General features: G+C 36.0%; 20 protein-coding genes and 2 pseudogenes. 10 read left to right on the top strand and 12 right to left on the bottom strand.

Going from position 1 to position 23,010, the window contains the following annotated elements:
• The first annotated feature begins 165 nt into the window (after positions 1 to 165).
• Positions 166 to 1,221, top strand: coding sequence for a Gfo/Idh/MocA family oxidoreductase (locus AAHI02_RS10030; protein WP_346986522.1), 1,056 nt, complete (start codon positions 166 to 168; stop codon positions 1,219 to 1,221).
• A gap of 82 nt (positions 1,222 to 1,303) precedes the next feature.
• Here the strand turns inward: AAHI02_RS10030 and AAHI02_RS10025 are convergent.
• Positions 1,304 to 3,207 (bottom strand): annotated as a pseudogene (locus AAHI02_RS10025) (ABC-F family ATP-binding cassette domain-containing protein).
• A 262-nt stretch (positions 3,208 to 3,469) separates the two neighbouring features.
• On the opposite strand from AAHI02_RS10025, the gene AAHI02_RS10020 reads away from it, so the two are divergent.
• Positions 3,470 to 3,985 carry a DUF1761 domain-containing protein gene (locus AAHI02_RS10020; protein WP_346986521.1) on the top strand — a complete coding sequence of 172 codons (516 nt, stop codon included), beginning with the start codon at positions 3,470 to 3,472 and terminating at the stop codon, positions 3,983 to 3,985.
• Between the two features lie 45 nt (positions 3,986 to 4,030).
• Positions 4,031 to 5,161, top strand: coding sequence for a GNAT family N-acetyltransferase (locus tag AAHI02_RS10015; protein WP_346986520.1), 1,131 nt, complete (start codon positions 4,031 to 4,033; stop codon positions 5,159 to 5,161).
• A gap of 23 nt (positions 5,162 to 5,184) precedes the next feature.
• Here AAHI02_RS10015 and AAHI02_RS10010 read toward each other — a convergent pair.
• A pseudogene (locus tag AAHI02_RS10010) lies at positions 5,185 to 6,049 on the bottom strand (GH25 family lysozyme).
• Between the two features lie 66 nt (positions 6,050 to 6,115).
• Here AAHI02_RS10010 and AAHI02_RS10005 point away from each other — a divergent pair.
• The 5 genes from AAHI02_RS10005 to deoC all read left to right on the top strand — a co-directional run bounded on the left by AAHI02_RS10005 (position 6,116) and on the right by deoC (position 10,596).
• Positions 6,116 to 7,378 carry an NAD(P)/FAD-dependent oxidoreductase gene (locus AAHI02_RS10005; RefSeq protein ID WP_346986519.1) on the top strand — a complete coding sequence of 421 codons (1,263 nt, stop codon included), beginning with the start codon at positions 6,116 to 6,118 and terminating at the stop codon, positions 7,376 to 7,378.
• Positions 7,375 to 8,046 carry a tRNA (guanosine(37)-N1)-methyltransferase TrmD gene (gene trmD / locus AAHI02_RS10000; protein ID WP_346986518.1) on the top strand — a complete coding sequence of 224 codons (672 nt, stop codon included), beginning with the start codon at positions 7,375 to 7,377 and terminating at the stop codon, positions 8,044 to 8,046. Before AAHI02_RS10005 ends, trmD begins: the two co-directional genes overlap by 4 nt.
• Positions 8,047 to 8,412: 366 nt before the next feature.
• Positions 8,413 to 9,345 carry an endonuclease/exonuclease/phosphatase family protein gene (locus AAHI02_RS09995; RefSeq protein WP_346986517.1) on the top strand — a complete coding sequence of 311 codons (933 nt, stop codon included), beginning with the start codon at positions 8,413 to 8,415 and terminating at the stop codon, positions 9,343 to 9,345.
• A gap of 31 nt (positions 9,346 to 9,376) precedes the next feature.
• On the top strand, positions 9,377 to 9,847 hold the full coding sequence (locus tag AAHI02_RS09990; protein ID WP_042720690.1) for an Lrp/AsnC ligand binding domain-containing protein: 471 nt from the start codon (positions 9,377 to 9,379) through the stop codon (positions 9,845 to 9,847).
• A 5-nt stretch (positions 9,848 to 9,852) separates the two neighbouring features.
• Positions 9,853 to 10,596: a deoxyribose-phosphate aldolase gene (gene deoC / locus AAHI02_RS09985; RefSeq protein WP_346986516.1), complete on the top strand. Its 744-nt coding sequence runs from the start codon at positions 9,853 to 9,855 to the stop codon at positions 10,594 to 10,596.
• 45 nt (positions 10,597 to 10,641) lie between these two features.
• Here the strand turns inward: deoC and dusB are convergent, their stop codons facing one another.
• Together dusB and AAHI02_RS09975 are read right to left on the bottom strand one after the other, a co-directional pair.
• Positions 10,642 to 11,643 carry a tRNA dihydrouridine synthase DusB gene (gene dusB, locus AAHI02_RS09980; protein WP_346986515.1) on the bottom strand — a complete coding sequence of 334 codons (1,002 nt, stop codon included), beginning with the start codon at positions 11,641 to 11,643 and terminating at the stop codon, positions 10,642 to 10,644.
• A 114-nt stretch (positions 11,644 to 11,757) separates the two neighbouring features.
• On the bottom strand, positions 11,758 to 14,970 hold the full coding sequence (locus AAHI02_RS09975) for a hypothetical protein (RefSeq protein ID WP_346986514.1): 3,213 nt from the start codon (positions 14,968 to 14,970) through the stop codon (positions 11,758 to 11,760).
• A gap of 184 nt (positions 14,971 to 15,154) precedes the next feature.
• Here AAHI02_RS09975 and AAHI02_RS09970 point away from each other — a divergent pair, with 184 nt between their 5' ends.
• Together AAHI02_RS09970 and AAHI02_RS09965 are read left to right on the top strand one after the other, a co-directional pair.
• Positions 15,155 to 15,898: a T9SS type A sorting domain-containing protein gene (locus AAHI02_RS09970; protein WP_346986513.1), complete on the top strand. Its 744-nt coding sequence runs from the start codon at positions 15,155 to 15,157 to the stop codon at positions 15,896 to 15,898.
• 240 nt (positions 15,899 to 16,138) lie between these two features.
• Positions 16,139 to 16,996, top strand: a complete 858-nt coding sequence (locus AAHI02_RS09965; RefSeq protein WP_346986512.1) for a T9SS type A sorting domain-containing protein — start codon at positions 16,139 to 16,141, stop codon at positions 16,994 to 16,996.
• A gap of 63 nt (positions 16,997 to 17,059) precedes the next feature.
• On the opposite strand, the gene AAHI02_RS09960 is transcribed toward AAHI02_RS09965, so the two are convergent.
• The 8 genes from AAHI02_RS09960 to AAHI02_RS09925 form a co-directional block, all read right to left on the bottom strand.
• Positions 17,060 to 17,428 (bottom strand): hypothetical protein, encoded by a 369-nt coding sequence (locus AAHI02_RS09960; RefSeq protein WP_346986511.1) that lies wholly within the window; start codon positions 17,426 to 17,428, stop codon positions 17,060 to 17,062.
• A gap of 55 nt (positions 17,429 to 17,483) precedes the next feature.
• Entirely contained in the window at positions 17,484 to 18,275 is a 792-nt protein-coding gene (locus AAHI02_RS09955; protein WP_346986510.1) for a hypothetical protein, read from the bottom strand.
• Positions 18,276 to 18,312: 37 nt separating this feature from the next.
• Positions 18,313 to 18,894 (bottom strand): hypothetical protein, encoded by a 582-nt coding sequence (locus tag AAHI02_RS09950; protein WP_346986509.1) that lies wholly within the window; start codon positions 18,892 to 18,894, stop codon positions 18,313 to 18,315.
• A complete protein-coding gene (locus tag AAHI02_RS09945; RefSeq protein ID WP_346986508.1) occupies positions 18,887 to 19,879 on the bottom strand; it encodes a hypothetical protein in 993 nt (330 codons plus the stop codon). The genes AAHI02_RS09950 and AAHI02_RS09945 overlap by 8 nt, the downstream gene beginning before the upstream one ends.
• 70 nt (positions 19,880 to 19,949) lie before the next feature.
• Positions 19,950 to 21,278, bottom strand: a complete 1,329-nt coding sequence (gene pyrF / locus AAHI02_RS09940) for an orotidine-5'-phosphate decarboxylase (protein ID WP_346986607.1) — start codon at positions 21,276 to 21,278, stop codon at positions 19,950 to 19,952.
• A 182-nt stretch (positions 21,279 to 21,460) separates the two neighbouring features.
• The gene (locus AAHI02_RS09935) at positions 21,461 to 21,808 is read right to left on the bottom strand and encodes a DUF1232 domain-containing protein (RefSeq protein ID WP_346986507.1); all 348 of its coding nucleotides are present in this window, start codon (positions 21,806 to 21,808) and stop codon (positions 21,461 to 21,463) included.
• 78 nt (positions 21,809 to 21,886) lie between these two features.
• The gene (locus tag AAHI02_RS09930) at positions 21,887 to 22,426 is read right to left on the bottom strand and encodes a TlpA disulfide reductase family protein (RefSeq protein ID WP_346986506.1); all 540 of its coding nucleotides are present in this window, start codon (positions 22,424 to 22,426) and stop codon (positions 21,887 to 21,889) included.
• A gap of 16 nt (positions 22,427 to 22,442) precedes the next feature.
• Positions 22,443 to 23,006 (bottom strand): thioredoxin family protein, encoded by a 564-nt coding sequence (locus AAHI02_RS09925; protein ID WP_346986505.1) that lies wholly within the window; start codon positions 23,004 to 23,006, stop codon positions 22,443 to 22,445.
• Between the last annotated feature and the right edge of the window lie 4 nt (positions 23,007 to 23,010).

Raw genomic sequence — 23,010 nt, 5'->3', positions numbered from 1 at the left:
TTATTTAGAGTAGTTTTAAATAAGTGCAAATGTATATTATTATTTAGAATTAATAAAAATTAAAATGTGATATTTATCATGTGTAATTTTTTAAAATGTAACATTGATCCGGATTTGGTAAGCGTATTGCAGCTTTTATCAATAACTTTGTTAAAAAATAAGATTATGCAATTGGTAAAAACAGGACTTTGTGCATTCGGGATGAGCGGAAAAATATTTCATGCACCATTTTTAAAAGAACATCCGGGATTTTTTTTGTCTGCAATTGTTGAAAGGACTAAAGATGAATCTAAAGAAAAATATTCTGATGCGACCATTTATCGTTCTGTAGAAGAAATGTTGCAAAACGCAGATATTGAATTGGTTGTAGTGAATACTCCTGTTCAGACTCATTTCGAGTACACAAAAATGGCTCTTGAGGCCGGAAAAAATGTTATTGTAGAAAAACCTTTTACGGTAAACGTTTCCGAAGCACAAGAGCTGGTACAGCTGGCGGAAGAAAAAGGTTTATTTTTAAGTGTTTACCAAAACAGACGATTCGACCGGGATTACCTTCAGGTTCAGAAGATTATTAATGAAGGGCAATTAGGAAACATTAAGGAAGTTGAAATCCGTTTCGATAGATTCCGGACGGAAGCGAGCGGGAAAGCACATAAGGAAAACCCTGAAGCAACAGGTTCGGGATCGCTTCATGACTTAGGATCGCATCTTATAGATCAGACGACACAGTATTTTGGGCTTCCTGAAAAGTTATTTGCTGATGTATTTTCAATGAAAGGAAAGGAATTTTCCAATGATTATTTTGAGGTCATTTTATTTTATCAAAATGATTTGAGAGTAAGATTAAAATCTTCCGTATTTACAAAAGAAGCACATTATGCTTATGCTATTCATGGTGATAAAGGGAGTTTTTTGCAGGAAAGATCAGACGATCAGGAAAATGAATTGGTTTCCGGGGCAATTCCTGAATATGGCAAAGATTGGACATTACCTTTGCAGGAGCCTGATGGAATACTTAATTTTTTAAATGAAAATAAAGAAACCGAAAGAATTCTTACTTCCAGCGAACCCGGAAATTATATGAATTATTATCAACAGATTTATGAATTCATCGTTTTCGGATATGCATTACCTTCTCCCGCCGGAGAAATTGTAAGGAATATGAAAATTATTGATGCCGCAGTGGAAAGTTCCAGAGAGGGAACAGTAGTTTATTTGTGAGAGAGTCATGGGGTTTGAGAGTCTTAGAGTTTAAACGCAGGTATAAACCTTTACGCTAAAACTCTCAAATCCTCCAACTCAATTAGCCTTCACCTAAGATCTCCTGAAGTTCGAGCCATTTCATTTCGTGGTTTTCTAATTTTTCGGAGATATTTTCCAGATCTGCAGACAGTTTTGAGATTTTTTCATAATCACTTTCATTATTCAGCTGATCCAGAATTTTTGCTCTTTGTTCCTCCAATTCAGGTATTTCTTTTTCAATGGTTTCCAGTTCTCTCTGTTCTTTAAATGAAAGTCTTTTCTTTTTTGATGTATTTTGATTGTTGATCGCTGTCGGAGTACTTTCTTTTACAGGCTCCTGTTTTTGTGCCGCCGATTTCTCCATAGATTCTTCGCGGCTTTTTGCTTCTCTGTATTCCGAAAAGTTTCCGATAAAATCTTTAATTTTTCCATCACCTTCAAATGCCAGAATGTGATCCACAATCCGGTCCATAAAATATCTGTCGTGGGAAACGATAATGAGTGAACCCTGAAACTGTTGCAAAAAGTTTTCAAGAACCGTAAGAGTTGGGAGATCCAGGTCATTGGTAGGCTCATCAAAAATCAGGAAATTAGGATTTTGATATAAGATATACATCAGGTGCAATCTTCTTTTTTCGCCACCCGAAAGTTTGGAAATAGGAGAATATTGTGTCTGGTCATCAAATAAAAATAACCTTAAAAACTGTGATGCAGAAAGGCTTTTTCCATTGGCTAAAGGATAATATTCTGCGGCTTCCTTAATAAAATCAATGACCCTTTCATCTTCTTTATATTGTAATCCTTTTTGCGAAAAATATCCGAAATGAATGGTTTCTCCGGTTTCAATTTCGCCCTTGTCCGCCTTTTCAAATCCCTGGATAATATTTAATAACGTTGATTTTCCGGCACCGTTTTTTCCTACGATTCCCACTTTTTCACCACGTTGAAACTGGTAGCTGAAATCTTTCAGTAAAACTTTTTTTGCCGAAACTTTTATCAATATTTTTAAGTTCAAGAACTTTGTTGCCTAGCCTTTTCATTTCAAAATCAAGTTCCAGTCCTTGTTTTCTGGTGTCAGTTTTGGCTACTTTTTCAGTTTCAAAAAAAAGCGTCAATTCTGGATTTTGATTTGGTCGTTCTTGCCTTCGGCTGCCTGCGCATCCATTCCAGTTCTTTTCTGTAAAGGTTGTTTGCTTTATCTATCGTGGCATTCAGATTATCTTCGCGAATCATTTTATTCTCAAGATAGGTTGCATAAGAACCGTTGTGAACATAGAGATTTTTATCTTCCATTTCCCAGATAATATCGCAGACGCTGTCGAGGAAATACCGGTCGTGGGTTACAAGGAGAAGTGTAATTTTTGCCTTGTTTAAATAATTTTCAAGCCATTCCACCATTTCTACATCAAGGTGGTTGGTAGGCTCATCCATGATTAACAATGTATGACGGTGTTCTGCTCTTGTTTCCGTTAAAAGTTTCGCCAAAGCCACACGTTTGATCTGACCACCCGAAAGGGTTTTCATTTTAGCATCAAGGTCTGTGATTTTAAGCTGAGAAAGGATTTGTTTCATTTCGTTTTCCAGGTCCCATGCTTTATGGGCTTCCATTCCGGCTAAAGCTTTTTCAATGAATTCATTATCTGTGGAATACAGTGACTTGTGATAATCCTTCAACGCCATAATAGGCGCAGAATCCAGTGTCATCATAAATTCGTCTATAGTAAGTTCCGGATTAAAATCTATTTCCTGATCAAACAAAACCACCTGAATATCTTTATTAATAACAACCGTTCCGCTGTCTGCGATTTCTTTTCCCATCAAAATTTTTAACAGGGTAGATTTTCCGCTCCCGTTTTTGGCAACAATGGCAATTTTGTCACCCTCATTTACATGGAAGGAAATGTTTTCAAACAAAACTTTAATGCCGTAAGATTTTGTGAGATTTTCTGCAGAAACGTAATTCATTAGGATTTGATACTTGGTTTATACTTTAAATATGCCGCAAAAGTACAAAAAATGTAATCATAATTTTTTTAGTAATAATTTAATGTTTTCGTGGTATTAGTATTTTAGTTTTATGAATAAAACGTTATTGTTTTTAAATTATTAATCATTTAATAGTGTAATATTTGATTTTATGTGAAATAATTTATATTTTTTTTGTGATTTATATATTTGTTTTAGATTTTTTATTAAATTCACTTTCTTAAACTTAAAATTTATAACTATGATGCAAATTAACTTTTGGGCTATTATGGTAGCCGCACTTATTCCACTAATCATGGGCTTTATATGGTATCATCCAAAGCTTTTTGGGACAATCTGGATGCAGGAATCCGGGTTATCTGAAGACAAAATGAAAGGGCAGATGATCGGCGTCTTTGTTTTTTCGGTCATTTTATCTTTATTCATGGCTTTTTTTCTGCAGTTTGTTACCATTCATCAGTTTGGGGCACTGGGGATGATCGGGGGTGATGAAATGAATGCCAATGAATCGTATTATGCTTTTATGAAAGATTATGGTACAGCTTACCGGTCTTTTGGCCATGGAGCTTTGCATTCCTTCATGGCAAGTTTTCTGCTTGTTTTCCCGATTATCGCTATCAATGCTATGTTTGAAAGAAAATCCTGGAAGTACACGATGATCAATACCGGATACTGGGCCATCACTATTACGATTATGGGCGGAATCATCTGCGGATGGTATGCCGGTGATAGTTTCCGTTGGGTGACACAAAAATAATTTCACAAAATTAAAAGATAAGGCTACTTTTGCGTAGCCTTTTATATGTCATATTATTTAAAAATATACGAGACGGTTTCCGGTCTTCCGGAGAACTGGAATTCTGTCGTAGGGAATCACAATGTCATGCTTTCTGAAGAGTATTTTAATGTTCTTGAGGATTCGTCACCTTACAATATGAAATGTTTTTTCATGGGATTTTTTTTGGAAGATGAATTAATTGGCGGTGCATTATTTCAGTATCTGAATTTTAAGGATCACAGAATCTTTCGTAATAAAAAGGAGGGTTTTAAGATTAAAAATTTGATTGTGAAATGGTTTGTGAAGGACGTCATGATTCTGGGAAACAATATGCTGACCGGTCAGAACGGATTTTATTTTGATTTTTCAAAAATTACAGTGGAAGATGCTGCTGTCCTTTTAGAAAACGCTGCCAGAAAAATGCAGAATGAAATCAGAAAAACATCATTTGTTATCTTTAAAGATTATCAGTTGAGCTTTGCTCCGGGTTTTCAGCATAAAAGCTATCGAAAATATTTCACATTTTCTGTGCAGCCGAATATGATGATGAAACTTAGAGAAAACTGGAATAACTTTGAGGATTACACTAATGATTTAACAAAAAAATACAGAGCCAGGATACGATCTGCAAGAAATAAAATGGAAGGCATTGAAAAACGCGAGTTAAATTCTTCAGACATTCAGGCAAATCGCCAGGGTATATACGATCTTTACCGAAATGTTGCTGAAAATGCGCCATTTAATACTTTTTTTCTTTCAGAAAATCATTTTGAAAAGATGAAGGAAAATTTAAAGGATAAATTTAAAGTGTACGGTTATTTTTCAGGAGAAAAGCTCATTGGCTTTTACACAATCATTTTAAATAATAAAGATATTTTTCCTTATTTTCTGGGATATGATGAAGATTACCAGAAGGAAAAGCAACTTTATCTGAATATGCTTGTTGACATGGTAGAATTTGCGATTAATGAAAAGAAATCAAAAATAATTTTCGGAAGAACTGCGCTGGAAATAAAATCTACCGTTGGTGCTGAGCCTGTTGAAATTTTCGGTTTGCTCAGGCATAATAATTTTTTAATTAATTCTGTAATGAAAAATATTATACCGTCTATTACTCCCAAAACAAAATGGATTCAGAGGCGGCCTTTTAAATAATTATTTAAATCCGGAATAGGCGATCAATCCAAAGTCAGTCTCTTCAGCGACCATGAATTTCCGTTGTAGATATCAAGGTCTACTTTGGCATTGATACCATGAACGATACCGTTTTCTGTAAACTGCCAGAAATTCCAGTCAGTGTCGGGTGAAGGAGCGGGAACGTCGTTGTAATTGGCCAGCCAAAGCGGGTAATCATCAAATTCACCTTTCAGGAAATCTTTGTAGTAATGATAATAAGTGTAGATAATGGGTTTTTCACCATACGTTTCTTCTACAATTTTACACCAGATTTTCAGATCTTCAACCAGCTTTTTACTTGTTTTGCGTCTCGGAATTTTTTTCAATATCAAGAATGGGAGGAAGGTCTCCACTTTCCAGTTTTACATTTTCAAGAAAATTATTGGCCTGCATTACAGGATCTTCATCTGCTCTGTAGAAATGATAGGCACCGCGGATGAGCTTATGCTTTTTTGCTATTTCCCAAAAATCATCAAAGTGTTTGTCGGCATTTCGGTTTCCCATCGTTGCGCGCATGACTACAAATTCCAAGGGAATGGTTTTATTTCCGATGCTCAGACTGTCCCATTTGATATCTTCTTTATTCTGATAGTGTGAAATGTCAAAACCATATGTTTTATCCAGATTATCAGATATGATTTTCTGAATTCTTAAGGTTTCAATTTCTGTATTATGAAGCTTTTTGTGTACGAATTTGTTAAAGTACAACGCGTAATAATAGCTGACAGTTTGTTTTAAATAGAAGCCGGTTCCTATAAGCGCAATGAAAAGAATGGCCAAGACGATCTTGCGACGGAAAAAATAGTTCTTCCTTCGGTTTTGATGAATCTTTTTGGCGGTTTTTTTGCTGTACTTTTTGGGTGGCATAAAGTTTTGCAAAACTAACTTTTTTCGCTGCTAAATGCTAAAATAAAATCAGTAAATTTGTGTACTATGGAAACACGCGAAAAGATCATCATCATAGGAGGAGGTTTTGCGGGGCTGCAACTTGCGAAAACATTAAATAACAAAAACAAAAAGGTAATTGTTTTAGACAGGGTAAACCATCATATGTTTCAGCCTCTTTTTTATCAGGTAGCGTGTGGAAGGATCGAGCCTTCCAATATTTCTTTTCCATTCAGAAAAATCTTTCAGCGTTCCAGGAATACACAGTTCAGACTTACGGAAGTTAAAGAAATTGATACTGCCAATAATAAAGTCATTACTGATGAAGCGGAATTTAGCTATGATAAACTGGTTATCGCCACCGGCTGTAAAACCAATTTTTTCGGTAACAAAGATCTTGAAGGCAAAGCTTTCGGAATGAAAAATACACAGGAAGCGATCGGTATCAGAAATCATGTGCTGATGACCTTCGAAAAGCTGATTCTGGAAAAGAGCCGCAGTGACGATGGAAACTGGAATATCGTAATTGTCGGAAGCGGCCCCACAGGGGTAGAGCTGGCTGGTGCTTTTGCCGAAATGAAAAAAGAAATTCTCCCAAGGGATTATCCTTACATGAATTTTAATCATCTTCAGATCATATTGGTGAGCTCCACGGAAAAACCGCTCGCTGTGATGAGTCCCGAAGCGCAGGATAAATCTGAGGAATATCTTAAAGATCTTGGTGTAACATTTCTAAGCCAGGAATATGTCACAGACTACGATGGCGATAAGGTTTACATGAAAAGCGGAAAAACAATTCCTTCCAATAATGTAATATGGGCTGCAGGAGTTACCGGAAATGTTGTGGGTGGCTTTCCGCAGGAAAAATTAATCAGAAACAGATATATAACCGACAGGTACAATAAAATAAAAGGCTATGACAACATATTTGCCATAGGTGATATTGCCTATATGGAAACTCCAAAGTATCCGCAAGGGCATCCGCAGGTGGCGAACGTAGCGATTAATCAGGCGAAAAATTTAGGTAAAAACCTTTTAAAGAAAAATAGCGCCGACTGGGAAGAATTTGAATATATTGATAAAGGATCTCTGGCAACTATCGGAAAACACAGAGCTGTTGTTGATTTACCTTTTATTAAATTTCAGGGATTTCTGGCCTGGTATTTCTGGATGTTTTTACATTTAATGTTAATTTTGAGCGTCAGAAACAAGCTCGCCGTATTCTTCAACTGGATGTGGAGCTATTTCAATAAAGATTCTTCTTTGCGATTAATAATTTCGCCTAACAAAAAAAACGAAACTTTACAATGAGAATTGATATCATAAGCGTGCTTCCTGAGCTCATGGAAAGCCCCTTCAAAACTTCTATTTTAAAAAGAGCTGTGGATAAAGGGCTTGCGGAAGTACATTTCCACCATCTGAGAGACTGGGCGATAAACAAACACCGACAGATCGACGACGAGCCATACGGCGGTGGCGCTGGTATGGTAATGATGGTAGAACCCTTAGATAAATGTATTTCCGACTTAAAAGCACAGAGGGAATATGATGAAATTATTTATCTTACACCAGATGGAGTGACTTTAAACCAGAAAATAGCCAATACGCTTTCTATTAAAGAAAACCTTATTTTCTTATGTGGCCATTACAAAGGTATTGATCAGCGTGTACGGGATCTTCATATCACTAAGGAGATTTCAATAGGGGATTATGTACTTACGGGTGGCGAACTTGCTGCTTGTGTTCTTGCGGATTCCGTTATCCGTCTGCTTCCCGGCGTTTTGAATGATGAGCAAAGTGCACTGACAGATAGTTTTCAGGATGATCTTCTTTCGCCTCCTATTTACACAAGGCCGGAAATTTATAAAGGACTCGAAGTTCCAAAAGTTCTTCTGAGTGGAAATTTTGCCAAGATCGAAGAATGGCGACACGACGAAGCTGTAAGAATTACGAAAGAAAAACGACCGGATTTACTTTAAAAATCAAAAAATACAGAATTAATTATTATTTAAAGATTTTAAAATATCTGATTCTGGATAATAATTATTAAAATCGGCTTTATGGTTTAAAATATTAATATTTATTAATAATTATTAGTATTTTATTCTATAAAACGCTATTTTTATATATTAAATTATTGTAATTGTTTCGAAAGAGAATGTTTTGATGTGAAAATATTTAATTTTTTATCAATATTTAATTTAAAATTTTCCTGTAATTCTATTTATTTAAATATGAAATTAATATGAAAATTTTACGAAATAATTAATAATTTATTAAATAAAATAATAAATTTACATCCTGAAGATTAAAATGGAAGTTTTAAGAATTAGAAAAGCATGCTGATGGAGTTGCTGAGTTTTTATAATGTCGAAAATTTATTTTTGCCCGATCCTCAACCAAGACACAAACTGGATCCTACTCGTTCAGGACTAAGGAATTGGGATGAACGAAAATATAAAAACAAACTCTTTAAAATAGCCCATGTTTTTCAGCTGATGCAGGAAAAAAGCGGAATGCTTCCCTTTATTATTGGTCTTTCGGAGGTATCCGGCAGGAAGGTTCTGGAAGATCTGGTGCAGCTGTCGCCCTTCAATTCAGAATATGGTATTGTGCATTACAATTCCATGGACGAAAGGAAAGTAGATGTAGCCATGCTGTATGATAAAAAGAAAGTTGAGGTATTGGATTCAGAAGCCATTACATTCTTCTTTGAAATTGAAAATAAAAACACAGAATATTACGACACAACAAGAGATGTACTCTATTCAAAACTGAAGTATGAAAATGAAATTATTCATGTCTTTATCGCTCATCTTCCCTCTAAGCGCGAAAAAGATGTCAATAAACCCAAAAGAATTTTTATACTCAACGAAATCCAGAGACGGATTCTGGATCTAGTAAATGGTGGCGGAAATGTAATTTTGTGTGGTGATTTTAATGAAAACCCAGATGATGAAAATTTAGAAAAAATTCTCTATGACAATTCGCAAGAGAAGGTATTGGAAAACCCTTTTCAGCAATTGTTTTCTACAGGAAATTACTCTACTTTTCATTACAAATCAGGGCTGTTATTTGATCAGATCATATTATCGGAATCTTTCTTTAAAGAAGATAATATGCTTTCTTTTCGGAGTGCTGAAGTATTCAGGTCCGAAAAAATCAGCAGCCGTGATAAAAGATTTGAGGGAAGACCGTTCCGTACCTATTCCGGAACACGGTATCTTGGCGGTTACAGTGATCATTTTCCGGTTTTTGTAACGCTTGGTAAAGTATAAAACAAATGTGAAAACATAAATAAAGTAGAGAATGAAAAATTCAGACAACACAAGTTATCAATTGGATTCAATCGACAAGGAGATTATTTATATGCTGATGGATAACTCCAAAACGTCTTTGTCCCATATTTCCAAAGGAGTGGGGATCTCAACAACTGCAGTGCATCAGAGAATAAAAAAACTTGAGCAGGCAGGAGTTATTGAAAATTCAATTTCGTTTCTTAATCCTAAAAAAATAGGATATAAAGTCATTTCTTACATAGGAGTATTTCTCGACAAACCAAGTCATTATCCTGATATGGTAAAAGCGCTTAAAGAGATTAACGAAGTAGTTGAAGCACATTACACAACAGGCAATTATACCATTTTCCTGAAAGTACTCTGTAAAGATAATGATCACCTGATGCAGATTCTGAGCAAACTTCAGAAGCTGAAAGGGGTAACAAGAACAGAAACTTTCATATCTTTGGAACAAGGTATTTACAGACAACTGAAAGTATAAACAACATGAACATTGCCCAATATTTGGATTCAACGTATCTGAAAACTCCGGAGCAAGCCGGGATATCATACGAACAAACTTTACAGAAAGACAGAGACCTCGCGCAGGAAGCGATAGATAACGGAATTTTTGCCGTCATGATTCGTCCGGATTATGTTTCTGAAATCAAAAAGTATATTAATGAAAGGAATTCGGATGTTGTAGTCGGCACCGTAATCGGTTTCCATGAAGGTACATATTCCACAGAAGAAAAAATTGCTGAAGCGGAAAAAGCGATTGCTGACGGTGCTGATGAACTGGATTTTGTGATTAATTATAATGCTTATCTGCAGGGAGATTTAGATCTTGTAAAAGATGAGTTCATAAAATGTACCCAATTGTGCATAAAGCATCATAAAATTGCAAAATGGATTATTGAAATTGCAGCATTAAATGATAATCAGATTGCGGATCTCACAAAAAATATTTCAAATTGGGCAAAAGAAAGTTTCTCCGAAAACGACTGGTCTAAAATTTTTATAAAATCCTCAACCGGTTTTTTTGAAACTAAAGATGGAAAACCAAACGGCGCTACATTTGAAGGCATAAAAATTATGATTGACCATGCCGGAGGTCTTCCCGTGAAAGCAGCAGGTGGCGTGCGAACTCCCGAAGATGCCGAAAAGATGATTAGCCTGGGCGTAAAAAGAATTGGAACTTCTTCCGCGCTGGCTCTGATAAAGAATCAGTCATTAGAAGAAGGATATTAACAATACAAAAAACCGTCAGATTTAGTACTGATGGTTTTTGTTTTTTTAAGCTTGTTGTGAAGCTAAATATTCTGAGTAAAATTCTTTTGTTTCCTGTATCAATACATTCATTTCTTCCAAAGTGAAAACTTCTAAGAATTTTTTTCTAAAATCTTTAAAATGAGGAACACCACGGAAATAGTTGCTGTAGTGCTGCCTCATTTCAATCAGCCCTAATTTTTCACCCTTCCATTCTGCGCTCCACTCTGCATGCTGACGAACAGCTAATAATCTGTCTTCAATGGTTGGTGCCGGTAAATGCTCTCCGGTTGTAAAGAAATGCTTGATTTCATTGAAAATCCATGGATAGCCAATCGCTGCTCTTCCGATCATAATTCCGTCGCAGGCATACTTTTGTTTGTACTCAAGCGCTTTTTCCGGTGAATCGATGTCGCCGTTTCCGAAGATTGGAATTTCTATATTTGGATTTTGTTTAATTCTTGAAATATGCTCCCAGTCTGCCTCGCCTTTGTACATCTGCGCACGGGTTCTGGCATGAATGGTCAGTGCTTTAATACCTGTTTCCTGAAGACGTTCTGCGACTTCGTCAATATTAATGGAAGTGCTGTCCCAGCCCAAACGGGTTTTAACGGTTACCGGCAAACTGGTTGAACTTACAACAGCTTTCGTTAAACGAACCATTAAATCAATATCCTTTAAAACGCCAGCACCAGCGCCTTTGCATACTACTTTTTTCACGGGACATCCGAAATTAATGTCCACAAGATCAGGATTTACAGTCTCCACAATCCTGGCTGACATGGCCATTGCTTCTTCATCTCCACCAAAGATCTGAATTCCTACAGGTCTTTCGTAATCAAAAATGTCCAGTTTTTTTCTGCTCTTGATAGCGTCACGAATTAACCCTTCTGAAGAGATAAATTCAGAATACATCAAATCTGCACCATGCATTTTGCACAGCCTTCTGAAAGGCGGGTCACTTACATCCTCCATCGGTGCCAGTAAAAGCGGAAATTCCGGCAGTTCTATGTTGCCAATTTTTATCATGGCGCAAATTTACGAAATTCCGGCCACTTGAAAATTTGATAATATCTATGAGTTTAAATGATGATAAAGCATAAAAAAAGACGCATTTATCCTCAAACTCTCAAACCATCAAACTCAGAAACTCGCCTTCACTTGCATGCTTCCGATATGGATCGTTCTGTCTCCTGAGTTTCTGCCTTCATAGTTTAAGTTTAATTGAAGGAAAGAATTAATCGCCTGCTGAATAAATACACTCCAAACCTGGTTTTTCCCGGGTTTCAGACCGTCCAGCATCTGGTTCCCTACGATACTGAAATTATTTCCTGTAAAATTATTATTGATAAACGAAAAGTTTCCTCTGATAGAAGTTTTTCTGCGTTCCCACTGGATGGTTCCTGTAATATCAAAAGCTTTCAGGAGTTCTTCACCATCTACTCTGTCTTTTTGACGGAAGGCGGAAGAAAGCTCAGCCTGGATGGCATCTGTGAATTTATATGTTGCTTTTGGTTTTGTTTCAAAATTATTAAGACGGTAATCTCTTGTGGCGAATAATTGCGAAGAGTTTTGGATATCATGGACGGAATTTTCCCAGTCGATCCTGAATTCTTTATTAAACCAATATCCGATATTTAAAAAATGTGAAACCTGTTCCCGCTCTTCATTGCTGAAATTGGCATTGATGAGGTTGTCATTGGAAATAAACCGATAGTTTCCGTTCCAGCCGGATTTTTCGGTCGGGCTGAATTGTACTGATGCCAGAATATTCTGGTTTTTCAGAATCTGATCGTCATTCTTTTCAAAAGGATTAATGACTAAAACTTTATCTTTTTTATAAAACGAATTCTGAGAATTTAATGAAATATTAAAATTCCATCGCTTCAGAAATTTATTTTCAGAATTGAATACAATAGACGGATTTACAAATAAAGCCAGCTGAATTTTATTTTTATTGGAAGGAATATATCTTACAGAATTGGTGTAAATCCTGATATATTGTGCAAGATCAGAATACTCTGCGATTTCAAATTCATCAAGCTGTTGAATGCCGTCACCGTTGTAATCGGTCCATTTATAAATCCCCTGTCCGTCGGTTACCTTAATATATTGAAATTCCCGCTGTGCTTCCTGTCCGTTTCCAAGCTCATAAAAAGCCTGAAGACGCATTCCGTTTCTGAAAAGCTGCTGATTGTAAAGGATATTACCCACTACAAAGTCATTGTTTCTGGAAGCATCAACATCCTGATTCTGATAAAAGAACTTACGGTAATGAAGAAGAGCGTTCAGCGTAGTTTTTTCCGTTTTGATGATCTGGCTTTCCGCCATAAAACCTAAAATATTGTTCATGCTCTGAAGCCTGTTGTCACGCACAGAGTCATTGTCACGCATATACACTTTTGTCAGTAACTTTGTTCTTGTACTGTCCCCGATTTTTTTCTGGACAAAAATTTCTCTCCAGCTGAAACTCGTGACATCCATGAGTTGCGTGTCGTTGTATTTTTTCTCGTTATGCTCCATACTTCCGCCGATAGCCCAGCTTCCTTTTTTGCCGGTATATTCTGTTGAAGCACCACCTCTTATGAATTTTGTATCCTGAAGAAGAGCATTTGTATTAAGGTAAGAAAAATTTCCTTTGGTAAAGAATTTCCCGCTGATCCATCCGAAATCAAGATCATTTTTAATGCCTTTATAAGAATCCTGTTCGTCGAGATAATTGATTCTGTAATTTAAAGTTGATTTATTATTCCATTTATTTAAAAAACTGAAAATAAATCTGTTTTGAGTTCTTCCGCTGAACTCCTGGGCGAGGTTAAAATCTCTGGAGAATTCTACATCGTTGATCCTGTCTAAAATATGAAACTGCCTGTCGATGTACTGATATTCAAAGTTGGGCGTTCCTTTCCAGTTATTTTTGGTGAAGGTTTTATTCCCGAAAACCCTCCATGCATATCCGATATTCTGATCAGAATCTTTTGATGAAAAGAGGTTGACATCATAGTTGCTTAAAGAAATATCTGCACCGATTTTTCCGTCTTTTAGAAGATATTCGGAATTCAATGAATAAACCTGCGATTTTTCCGGTGAAGGAAGTTTTCTTACGGCCCGGTAGTCTCCCATATTTGGGCCCACATATTCAAAAACACGACCGTTATTCGTGGTCTGTGTAATTTTATAATCTCCGAGATTTGCCCCAAAATAGGTAAAGGAAACAGTGTACAAAGTTTGTGTGGCATCTGTGGAAAACTGATAATAATTCCCGCCCGGATCCTGCACCAGTCGATAAAGGATTTTATTGACATCATATTCTGCAACAACGCCGGAAGGTGCATACATGAGATTTGGGTTGTTTCCTGCATCTGCCAGAATTTGCTGATCTTCAGGTGAAAGATTTAAAGCAAGCGGAGCATTTTTATTATCATTTTCCATAAACCAATTGAGTCCGAGTTTCAGTTTTTCTCTTTTATGCTCAACTTTTCCGGTGAATAGGTATCTTGAATAATTCCTGTTGGTATAATTGTAGGAAATGGTAATAAAGTTCTGCTGGAAAATAGGCCTGAAACTGGTAAAGGTGACCTCGCCTGTATTGTAATTGATAATATAATCCTGGTTTTCCCCACGTTTCATCAAGATTCCGTCTATAAAAACCTGTTCTGATCCGGAAATCAGAGTGATAAACTGTTCACCGTTTTTTCCTGTCAGGCGGTAAGGTCCCTGATTTCCTTCAACTCCCTGAAAACGAATTCTGTGAAATTCGCTTCGTGCAACTCCCATCGATACATCAACAAATGTTTTGTTTTCTTTCCCAAATTCAGTCTGGAATTCAAGACCCATACTTCGTCTTTGATATTTAGCAAAATAATTCTTAGCCTCTACAAGATCCAGATGGCCGGCTCTTAATATAGATTTATCCTTGATATTAAGCTGCATGTAAATCTTATCAAATTCTTCCAGGGTCTGTGTGTAGCCGTCTGCCTGAATTGGCAGATTATGATCTGAAATGCTGGCAAGTATCGTGACATCTTTAGAAAGTCTGCCCGAAATCTGCAGATCCATGGAACTCTGTACAGATTGCCCCTGATTATTACCAAATGTAATTCCTCGGATAATGGAACCTTTAGAATTCAGTTCTCCTAAAAACCTTTTTTTATCATTTCTTGCCAGAACGGCTTCGTCAACAATAATTCTGTTGCTGGTTTTTACAAAATCCATGGTGTCTTTTGCAAAAATATCCTGCTCAAATCTTGCGGCTAATATACTGTCTTGCTTAATACTGTCGTTTCTGATGCTGTCGTTAGGTAGGTTCGGGTTTTTCCACGTGAATATCTGAGCATTTCCAGAGAATATGCCCATTAAAAATAACATGAATATCAGAATATAATTCCGCAAGCCTTTAAAAATAATTCGTAAAAATACTTAAAAATTGTTTATATGAAGAGATTTAGTAGTATTAACGAAAAATTAATCTTTTTATCATCAAATGTTGAAAAATCTAAGTAAATTTGTCGGGTAAATTATTAATTTTTAAACTTAAGTCATGAAGAGAATTTATTCTTTTGTGGCCGCTTTTGCATTAGCGGCTTCTTTTTCGGCGCAGGGATCCGAATCATTTTCAAATTTAACAGCATCAGCATCATCTTACAGCAGTGGCAGCTATACGGGCGACAATGGTGTTACATGGACTTTTTCAGGTGCAAGAAAAGTAACAAGCACTGATAATGTTAATGGGACGTCAGTCGGTTTCAACGATACCGGAGTAAGAACAATCAGTGCAAGTTCCGGAGCGAATGGAGTAGGGACAATCACCTATACGGTGAGATCGTATTTTACATCGGGAACTGGGGCCAACAGGACCATTCAGGTTTATGTGAACGGAAATATGATTGACACATATACTCTTGCAGCAATGAATACAAACTATACAAGAACCGCTACCGCTAATGTTTCCGGTGATGTCACTATCGAATTCAGATCAACGGGATCTAAACAAATTGTTTTGGATGACGTTTCATGGACACAGTCATCAGGAAGTCTTTCTGTTGGTACTTCACAGAAACAAAAGGAATCTTTTGTAAAAAACTCATTTTTCAATGATGAAATCAGTTTCGGTACTAGTGCTAAAAATATTATAATATACAATATGTCTGGGCAGGTAGTGAAAATTGCCGCTTCTGGAAAAGAATATGAATCGCTAGACGTTGCTGAATTACCGAAAGGAAATTATATTGTAACCGGTACAGTAAATAATAAGCCTGTTTCTCAGAAAATTTTAAAACATTAATGTGTTAATTTAAATTTAAAACAGGGCGCTTCACAATTTGTAAAGCGTCCTTTTCTATGAAATTTTCTACCATAATGAATAGTAAATAAGTAATTTCTATTCGTATCAGTGCATTACGGAATAAATTATATTTAACTATTATGGCGGATAAAATTGATTTTTTCTCAATTATTGTGGTATATAACTGTTGATTTGGCATTAATTTTGTATAATTTAGAATACCAAATAAATCACTTGATTATGAGAAAAGCATTTACTTTTATCGGGTTAATCTCGATGGTTGCATTGTCGCATGCACAGATTGTTATCAATGAAATCTACACAGGAGGTGGGATTTTAGGAGCAACTTTAACAAACGATTTTGTGGAACTGAAGAACATCGGAAACACAACGCAAACACTAACGGGAGCAACCATACAGTATGGCCCCGTCTCAGGAGCCTTCACTCAGTATCACACTTTACCTACCATCAGTTTACTTCCGGGACAGACGTACCTTATTCAGGAAGGTGGTGACGGTGGCGGAATTATCAATCTCCTCAATCCGAATCTTGTCGTGAATGTTGTTCTGAATTTTGACGGGTCAGGACCTGTAGTCGGAATAGGATTAGGACTGGCACTTACATCCGGAAAAGTTGCTCTTGCAAGCAATGCAACGCAGGTTACAGGTCCTACCGCTTCGAATGTTTTAGACTTTGTAGGGTACGGACTTGCTAATCAGTATGAAGGAGCAGGAGCGGCTCCATCTCCCTCTATCCTGAATTCTATTACAAGAGTTTCCGGGGACACAAACAATAATAATGTAGATTTCACTGTTACTTTGCCTTCGCCACAGGCTGGAACCTTAGCTGTAAGTGATATATCTAATAATTCTGTCCGTTCTAATTTCATTAAAAATACTTTCGTAAAATCTAACGAAATTGTTTTTGGGGCAGATGTAAAAGATGTAAAAGTTTACAATATGGTTGGACAAGTTGTGAAAACTGCTTCTGTAAAAGAAAATCAGCCGTTAAACGTTGATGAACTGCAAAAAGGAAACTATATTGTAACAGGTACAGTAAATAATCAACCGGTATCTCAGAAAATCCTGAAGGATTAATCTTGAAGAAGCCAAAAAATAATAATGCCTTGGATGATTTAATCCGAGGCATTTTTTTTATTTTTAATACCAGCCTCTTCTCGCGGCATTAATAATTGAGTTTAAATTAAGAATTAATGTGTATCTGATGCGTCTTCCATAGTCCTTAAATGAAGGTTCAAAACCTAATGAAGACTGAACAGGAAAATATATTTCAAGAAAATCAGGAATCACACGTACTTTTATACCGCTGTCCCAGATAAATTTAGTTGACTGATTTTTATTATCGTAAACGCCCGCGTCAGCATACACATGGAAAATTTTCCAGACACTTGTATCTATATTCACGGAAGTGATCCATTTATTGACACTTCCCGGAATAAAAGATTTAAAACCTCCGTCGGCCAAAATAAACTGCTGCGAAAGAATTCCTCCGGTTGCACTTTGACCCAAAAGATTATAGGAAAAAGAATAATCTGAAACCCTGGAAATTCCATAATTAAAAGTGTTATTCCTTGTATTGTTTTTTATGAAATATCCTGCAAAAAAGTCGTACGCTGAGCTTTTGTCTTGGCGCAAATTCCCATCGGTAAAAACCTTCTGCGGTTACTTTATGGAAATCTTCCATCCATTGGGTGCTTATTCCGAGGCTTTTTTCATGAATACTCTGGCTGTCGTTGTATCCATATCCCACACTCCAGAGATTATATTTGTCATAATCATTATTGGCAATCATGAGCGGACTGAGATCTCTCTCAAAATAATTATAAGAAATTCCGACGCTTCTGCCAACAGTACTTCTCGGATTCTTCCTGAAATTGATATTCGAATAGATTGATCCCTTTCGATAGGCAAGATCATAATCATAATGAAAATATGATCCGGAAACTCCAAAAGTCAGACTTCTGAAAATACTTTCTGCAGGCAGAAAAGAGTAGGCTACACCTCCCGATCCGGTAAGTTGTCCTGTTCCCGTACTGTATGTCGGGGTGAATGAGTATAAAAATTTCTGATCAAAAAAGGACTGGTTTTTAAAATTAAATCCAATCAAAAATTTATCATAAGTATTATTAAAACGGATTTTCGGACTGATATAAATTTCATTAAATTCAGGGTTCGGAATGTCTTTAATCAGTTTCAGCTTAATTTTTCGCATGTTGGAAAAAAATCCTTTAGCATAAAGAAAATTGTCCCTATAATTCGCTTCCGGGAAAATATACTCGTCGTTTAAGGTGATTTTATGAGTATTAAGATCAGGAATTGATACCGTTGTGTTTTTTTTATTTTCTTCCGTTTCCACCCAATATTCTTTTTTATCTCCTACTTCCGATTCTGTTTCAATTTTTACGGGAATATGGGCAGGCGTATTTTTTTGAATCCTTATATTGAGAGAATCTCCTTCTTTTTTTAAATCTTTTAAGCTTAAAATTGACTCTGTTTTTATGCTGTAAAAATTCTGATAGATAGGTTGTCCTTTTATCTTTTTCGGCTAATTCTTTTATAAAATCATTCGGATTGGTTTCCTTATCGGTATTTTTTGCGATGAAATTCTGAACCAAAATATCAAAGTTTTCATACCCCATTTTCTCTGCCGAATAATTAAATAAGGTTCCGGTTTCAAAACTACTGATGGCCATGTCATTAAAATTGCTCAGAACAGCATACTTTTCAGCAATCTTCTGATCCAGGTTTTGGGACATGATGTACTGGTAGGTAAGTCCGTATCGTTCAATGAGTTTTACATCGGAAGCATGAAATAGTTTTAACGGTTTTACTCCGAAAAGTTTTGTTTCAGGCAATGTGCCTAATAATTTGGTGTCGGAATAAAATTTCTTTAAATACTGAATTTCAAGGTAAGATTTCAATCCATTTTTAAACCAATGATAATTCTGTTTGTCGGTGATGATGCTTTCATCCAAAACTTTTTTTGGCTATGATTCCAAAATAATCGAGATCTGTTTTCTGTGCATCATTAAAGAGCTGAAACTTGAATTTCCAGACCGTGATATCATTATTTCCGAAAAAATCTTCTTTTGTCCGGAATTTATCCGAAATAAAAATTCTTTCTGGGATTGTACCGATTCTGTCCTTGATAAATTTTAAATGAAGTGGAAGAAAAAATTCCAGGTTCTGCCTCTCTTCAGGTTTGATATTGTACCCGAATTTGATTTCCGTGTGAATGTCACCGGTATTGATATTAATCGTTGGATAATCATTCTGCGAAATGATAAATTCAGGATCAGAATCAAGATATCCTTTAAAAGAATTCATCTGAAACTGCTGAAGATTACTTTCAATAAAAGAATTGACAGGAAGATCAAAATTCACTGTCCAGTATGTATTAAAACTTACCGATTCTTCAATGTCATGATAATCTCTTTTGGAAATATTGTCCGGATCAAAGCGATCCGGAACAATAAAGAAATATTTTAGTGCTACATTATTATCGGAAGTTCCGTACCCAGTAAATTTTTTATCAGGAAGCTGAACTTCGTATTGCAGCTTTAGTTTTATTTGCTCTCCCGGCTTTAGAATTTCTTTCAGCGGCAGGAAAAAATTTTCATCGGAAATATTGCTTACCGGAATTTCCTGATCAGAATTTTTAATCTGTAAGTTCAGTAGTTTCCCGAGTTCGTTCTTTTTTGCAAAATGAAGATCTGTATTTCGGTCCTCAAGTTTTCGGTACACCAGTGATGTTCCTCTTTTATTATAGGCAGATACCCAGTTGAGAAGCTTTACCGTATTAAGGTCATGCTTTGAATTGTTATAATAAACCATTTCCTGATTAACGCTAAGCTTCTTTTTATCGGGAGACAGCTTGGCTTCAATATAAATGCTGTCTTTTTGTGCAGAAATCTCTGCAACACCAAAAAACAAAGCAAGACCAATACAAATATTTCTCAATTAACTGTGATATGGTTTCAAATATAACTTATTTTGCAGAAAATCATTTGAATTTTAAATTAACTTTCGGTTAGTTTTTTTTCAGAGAACTCAAATAAGCATTCCAGCCTTCATTTTTATAAGTAACTGCAGCTTCGGCAGGGTTTTCAGATTTGTAGATTCCTCTTCCTACGATAATAAAATCGGTATGAAGTGTTTTAAATACATGTTCAGGAGTATTGTACTGTTGGCCTTTTCCGTCACCTGAGTCCGCAAGATTGACACCCGGAGTGAACAGTAGCATTTCTTCAGGAAGCGGATTTTGAGAAACTCCTCCAATTACGTTGGGATGAGATGCAGCTACTTTCAGGGCTTCTTCTCTGTAAGCACTCGTCGTTAAAGCGCCTTTTGAAGACATTCCAATAATGGCAACAACACCTACATTTTTAAAGCAGTCTAAAGATTCAAAACCACCAATAACCTGAGACGTTACAAAATCTGCCCAATCTGTAATTTTGAAAACTCCGCTTGTAAACTGAAGCTCCTGAGTATTGCCGATGTCTGCAAATTTTCTGTCTTCCATAAGCAGGAAATTGTGTTTTGCAGCCAAAGCTTTTAATGGAGTAATTGTTTTTTCGTATTCGAAATCAGAAATAATATCGATATGAGTCTTTAAAGCGATCACATGCGGACCAACTTTTTCAGCCAGATCCAGTAATTCCTGCGTTGTTGTAACGTCAGCAGAAGCAATTAAATTAGATTGTTTTGACAATGCTGTTTCCAAAAGCTTTTTAGATACTGAATGCTGTGCTGTGTTGAGTTTCTGCTCGTAAGATGCTCTCGTAATTTCTTCAAACTGAATGTGATTTCCCTGTAAAAAATCCTGAATTCTTTTCACCTCATCGTCAGACAATTCTCCATTTTCCTGAAGGATTGAGCAAACTTCCGAAATGTTGAAAAGGGTGTGAACTCTGTATCCTTTGCTTTCCAGAAGCTCTTTTCCGCTCTGTTCTCTGTCAAGAACTACGACAATATCTGCAACTTTAAGATCTTCCTGCTCAACTTCTGCGATCGTTTCGATTAAAGATTTTCCTGAAGTGATAACGTCTTCTACCAAAAGGCAATTTTGTCCTTTCTGGTAAATTCCTTCGATCAGTTTTTTTGTACCGTAGTTTTTGGCTTCTTTTCTTTTTATAATTAATGGAATATAGCTTTCAAGAGACATCGCCGTAGCCATCGGAAGTGCAGCGTAAGGAACTCCGCAAATCAGATCAAAATTATCCAAAGGAAGCATTTCCAATAAATAATTGGCTAAATTTTTTAAAATTTTCGGATCTGAAGCCAAAGGTCTTAAGTCGACATAAAAAGGACTTTCGATACCGCTTTTTAATGTAAATCTTCCAAATTTGATGATGCCCAGTTTATAGCACTCTAAAAAGAATTCTTTTTTTACTTTCCATTATTTTTTATTAGATGTTGCAAATTTAAGGAAATGATGTTGAAAGTCAATTGTCAATTTTACTTCGTAAGTCAATTGTGAATTTTTAAAATATATAACTTATTCATTTATTCACAAAAAAACATCCATTTCGGATGTTTTGATTATTTTACGATTTCGGCATCGATTATTTTCGTATTGCCGTTATTATATTTTCGCTCGGCTTCCCAAAGAAGAAACTTGTCGACTTCTTTGATAAGTTTAGGAATCGTAAGTGATAAAACTGCGAGATCGTCCAAAACTCCGATGACCGGAACTGCTACTTCAGGCAGAAGGTCAATGGGCGAAATAATGTATAAAATTCCTAAAAGCGGAAGGATGATATCAATAGACCTCATCGGATATTCTCCTTTTTTCCACATTTTTACCATTCTGAAAATATCAGGGATTTTTCTTACAAAACCTTTATGATTGATAGCCTCTTTTGCGAGATTTAATTTTGAATATTTCATTTTGTGCTTGCTTTAATAATTCTTCAATGGTACTGATTTCGCAAATTTTATACCAAGTGACTATTATCAAAAGTTAAATTATTTTATGATATTATCTATAAACTGATGTACAGATTCTGTATTCCAGTCTCTGGATGCATCTTCTTTGATGATGATTCTTCCGTCTTTATCAAGCAGGTAAGTAGTTGGGAACACTTTCGGAAGGATTTTCTCGGAAATCGGACTCTGTGCAATATAAACGGGAACGTTATAATTGTTCTCTTTTAAAAATTTTCTTACGGCGTCTTCCTGATCATTCATGGCGATCAGAACAAAATCCACGTGATCTTTTCTGGTGTCATACAGCTTCTGGATCGAAGGCCATTCTTTTCTGCACGGCGGACACCATGTTCCCCAAAAATTCAGAAATACAGCCTTGTCTTTGAACGCTTTAAGATTTGTACTAGGAACGTTAATTCCCTGAAGGTCGATGTCATAATCTTCATCACTGACATGAACCGCATTTTCAATTGTGGCAATAGGGAAGAAGGTATCCTGAAGCTTTTCTTTTACACCTGGTACGAAAGCAATTACGCCGATAATGACGATCAATACGAGATAAATGAGATTTTTTTTCATTTAATATATTTTAAAGTTACAGCAATTCCAGCATTTCCTGAACAGCATCTTTTCCTCTGTTTTTTGCATAATAAATCTGCAGATCATTATAAAACATATCTTTTGTGTACGTTTCCGGATCGGCTTTATATTTGGCTAACAATTCTTTTCCGTATTTCGGACGCGGTCCCCATGAATTTTTAACATTAAAATCCTTATCAAGAATAATCACTTTCGGAATGGATTCTGTTCCATTGGTCAGGAATTGATTAATTAAACTTTTATCACTGTCTCTGAGGAAAATTCTCACTTCATTTCTGTTCTCGAAAAATTTAACCAAAGCCGGAACGGTAGCACTTGCATCGCCACACCATACTTCAGAGATAATCAGGATTTTTCCGTCGAAGTTTTTTGCTTCAAGTTCCTTCAGCTGATTTTCATCCGGAACATATTTCTTTAGCGTTCTGTCGATTCTTTGTAAGCCAAGCTCGTAATATTGCTTATATTCTGCTTCCTGTTGATTGGCAGGATTTTCTAATCTTTGTTTTCCGATTTTTACGTACTCTTCGAAAGAGATACCTTGTTCCCAGTAATTTTTCATTACT

This window comes from Chryseobacterium sp. POE27 (genome assembly GCF_039727685.1).
In the GTDB taxonomy this organism is placed as follows: domain Bacteria; phylum Bacteroidota; class Bacteroidia; order Flavobacteriales; family Weeksellaceae; genus Chryseobacterium.
The sequence above is the reverse complement of the archived record's forward strand: the minus strand, read 5'-3'. Positions and strand labels throughout refer to the sequence as shown.

Excerpts from the sequence above, each read along its gene's own strand:
- AAHI02_RS09965 (WP_346986512.1), top strand. The coding sequence starts at position 16,139 with ATGAGAAAAGCATTTACTTTTATCGGGTTAATCTCGATGGTTGCATTG.
- AAHI02_RS09970 (WP_346986513.1), top strand. The coding sequence starts at position 15,155 with ATGAAGAGAATTTATTCTTTTGTGGCCGCTTTTGCATTAGCGGCTTCT.
- AAHI02_RS09990 (WP_042720690.1), top strand. The coding sequence starts at position 9,377 with ATGAAAAATTCAGACAACACAAGTTATCAATTGGATTCAATCGACAAG.
- trmD (WP_346986518.1), top strand. The coding sequence starts at position 7,375 with ATGAGAATTGATATCATAAGCGTGCTTCCTGAGCTCATGGAAAGCCCC.
- AAHI02_RS10020 (WP_346986521.1), top strand. The coding sequence starts at position 3,470 with ATGATGCAAATTAACTTTTGGGCTATTATGGTAGCCGCACTTATTCCA.
- AAHI02_RS10005 (WP_346986519.1), top strand. The coding sequence starts at position 6,116 with ATGGAAACACGCGAAAAGATCATCATCATAGGAGGAGGTTTTGCGGGG.
- dusB (WP_346986515.1), bottom strand. The coding sequence starts at position 11,643 with ATGATAAAAATTGGCAACATAGAACTGCCGGAATTTCCGCTTTTACTG.
- AAHI02_RS10030 (WP_346986522.1), top strand. The coding sequence starts at position 166 with ATGCAATTGGTAAAAACAGGACTTTGTGCATTCGGGATGAGCGGAAAA.
- AAHI02_RS09975 (WP_346986514.1), bottom strand. The coding sequence starts at position 14,970 with ATGGGCATATTCTCTGGAAATGCTCAGATATTCACGTGGAAAAACCCG.
- AAHI02_RS10015 (WP_346986520.1), top strand. The coding sequence starts at position 4,031 with ATGTCATATTATTTAAAAATATACGAGACGGTTTCCGGTCTTCCGGAG.
- AAHI02_RS09995 (WP_346986517.1), top strand. The coding sequence starts at position 8,413 with ATGGAGTTGCTGAGTTTTTATAATGTCGAAAATTTATTTTTGCCCGAT.
- AAHI02_RS09935 (WP_346986507.1), bottom strand. The coding sequence starts at position 21,808 with ATGAAATATTCAAAATTAAATCTCGCAAAAGAGGCTATCAATCATAAA.
- AAHI02_RS09930 (WP_346986506.1), bottom strand. The coding sequence starts at position 22,426 with ATGAAAAAAAATCTCATTTATCTCGTATTGATCGTCATTATCGGCGTA.
- deoC (WP_346986516.1), top strand. The coding sequence starts at position 9,853 with ATGAACATTGCCCAATATTTGGATTCAACGTATCTGAAAACTCCGGAG.
- AAHI02_RS09925 (WP_346986505.1), bottom strand. The coding sequence starts at position 23,006 with ATGAAAAATTACTGGGAACAAGGTATCTCTTTCGAAGAGTACGTAAAA.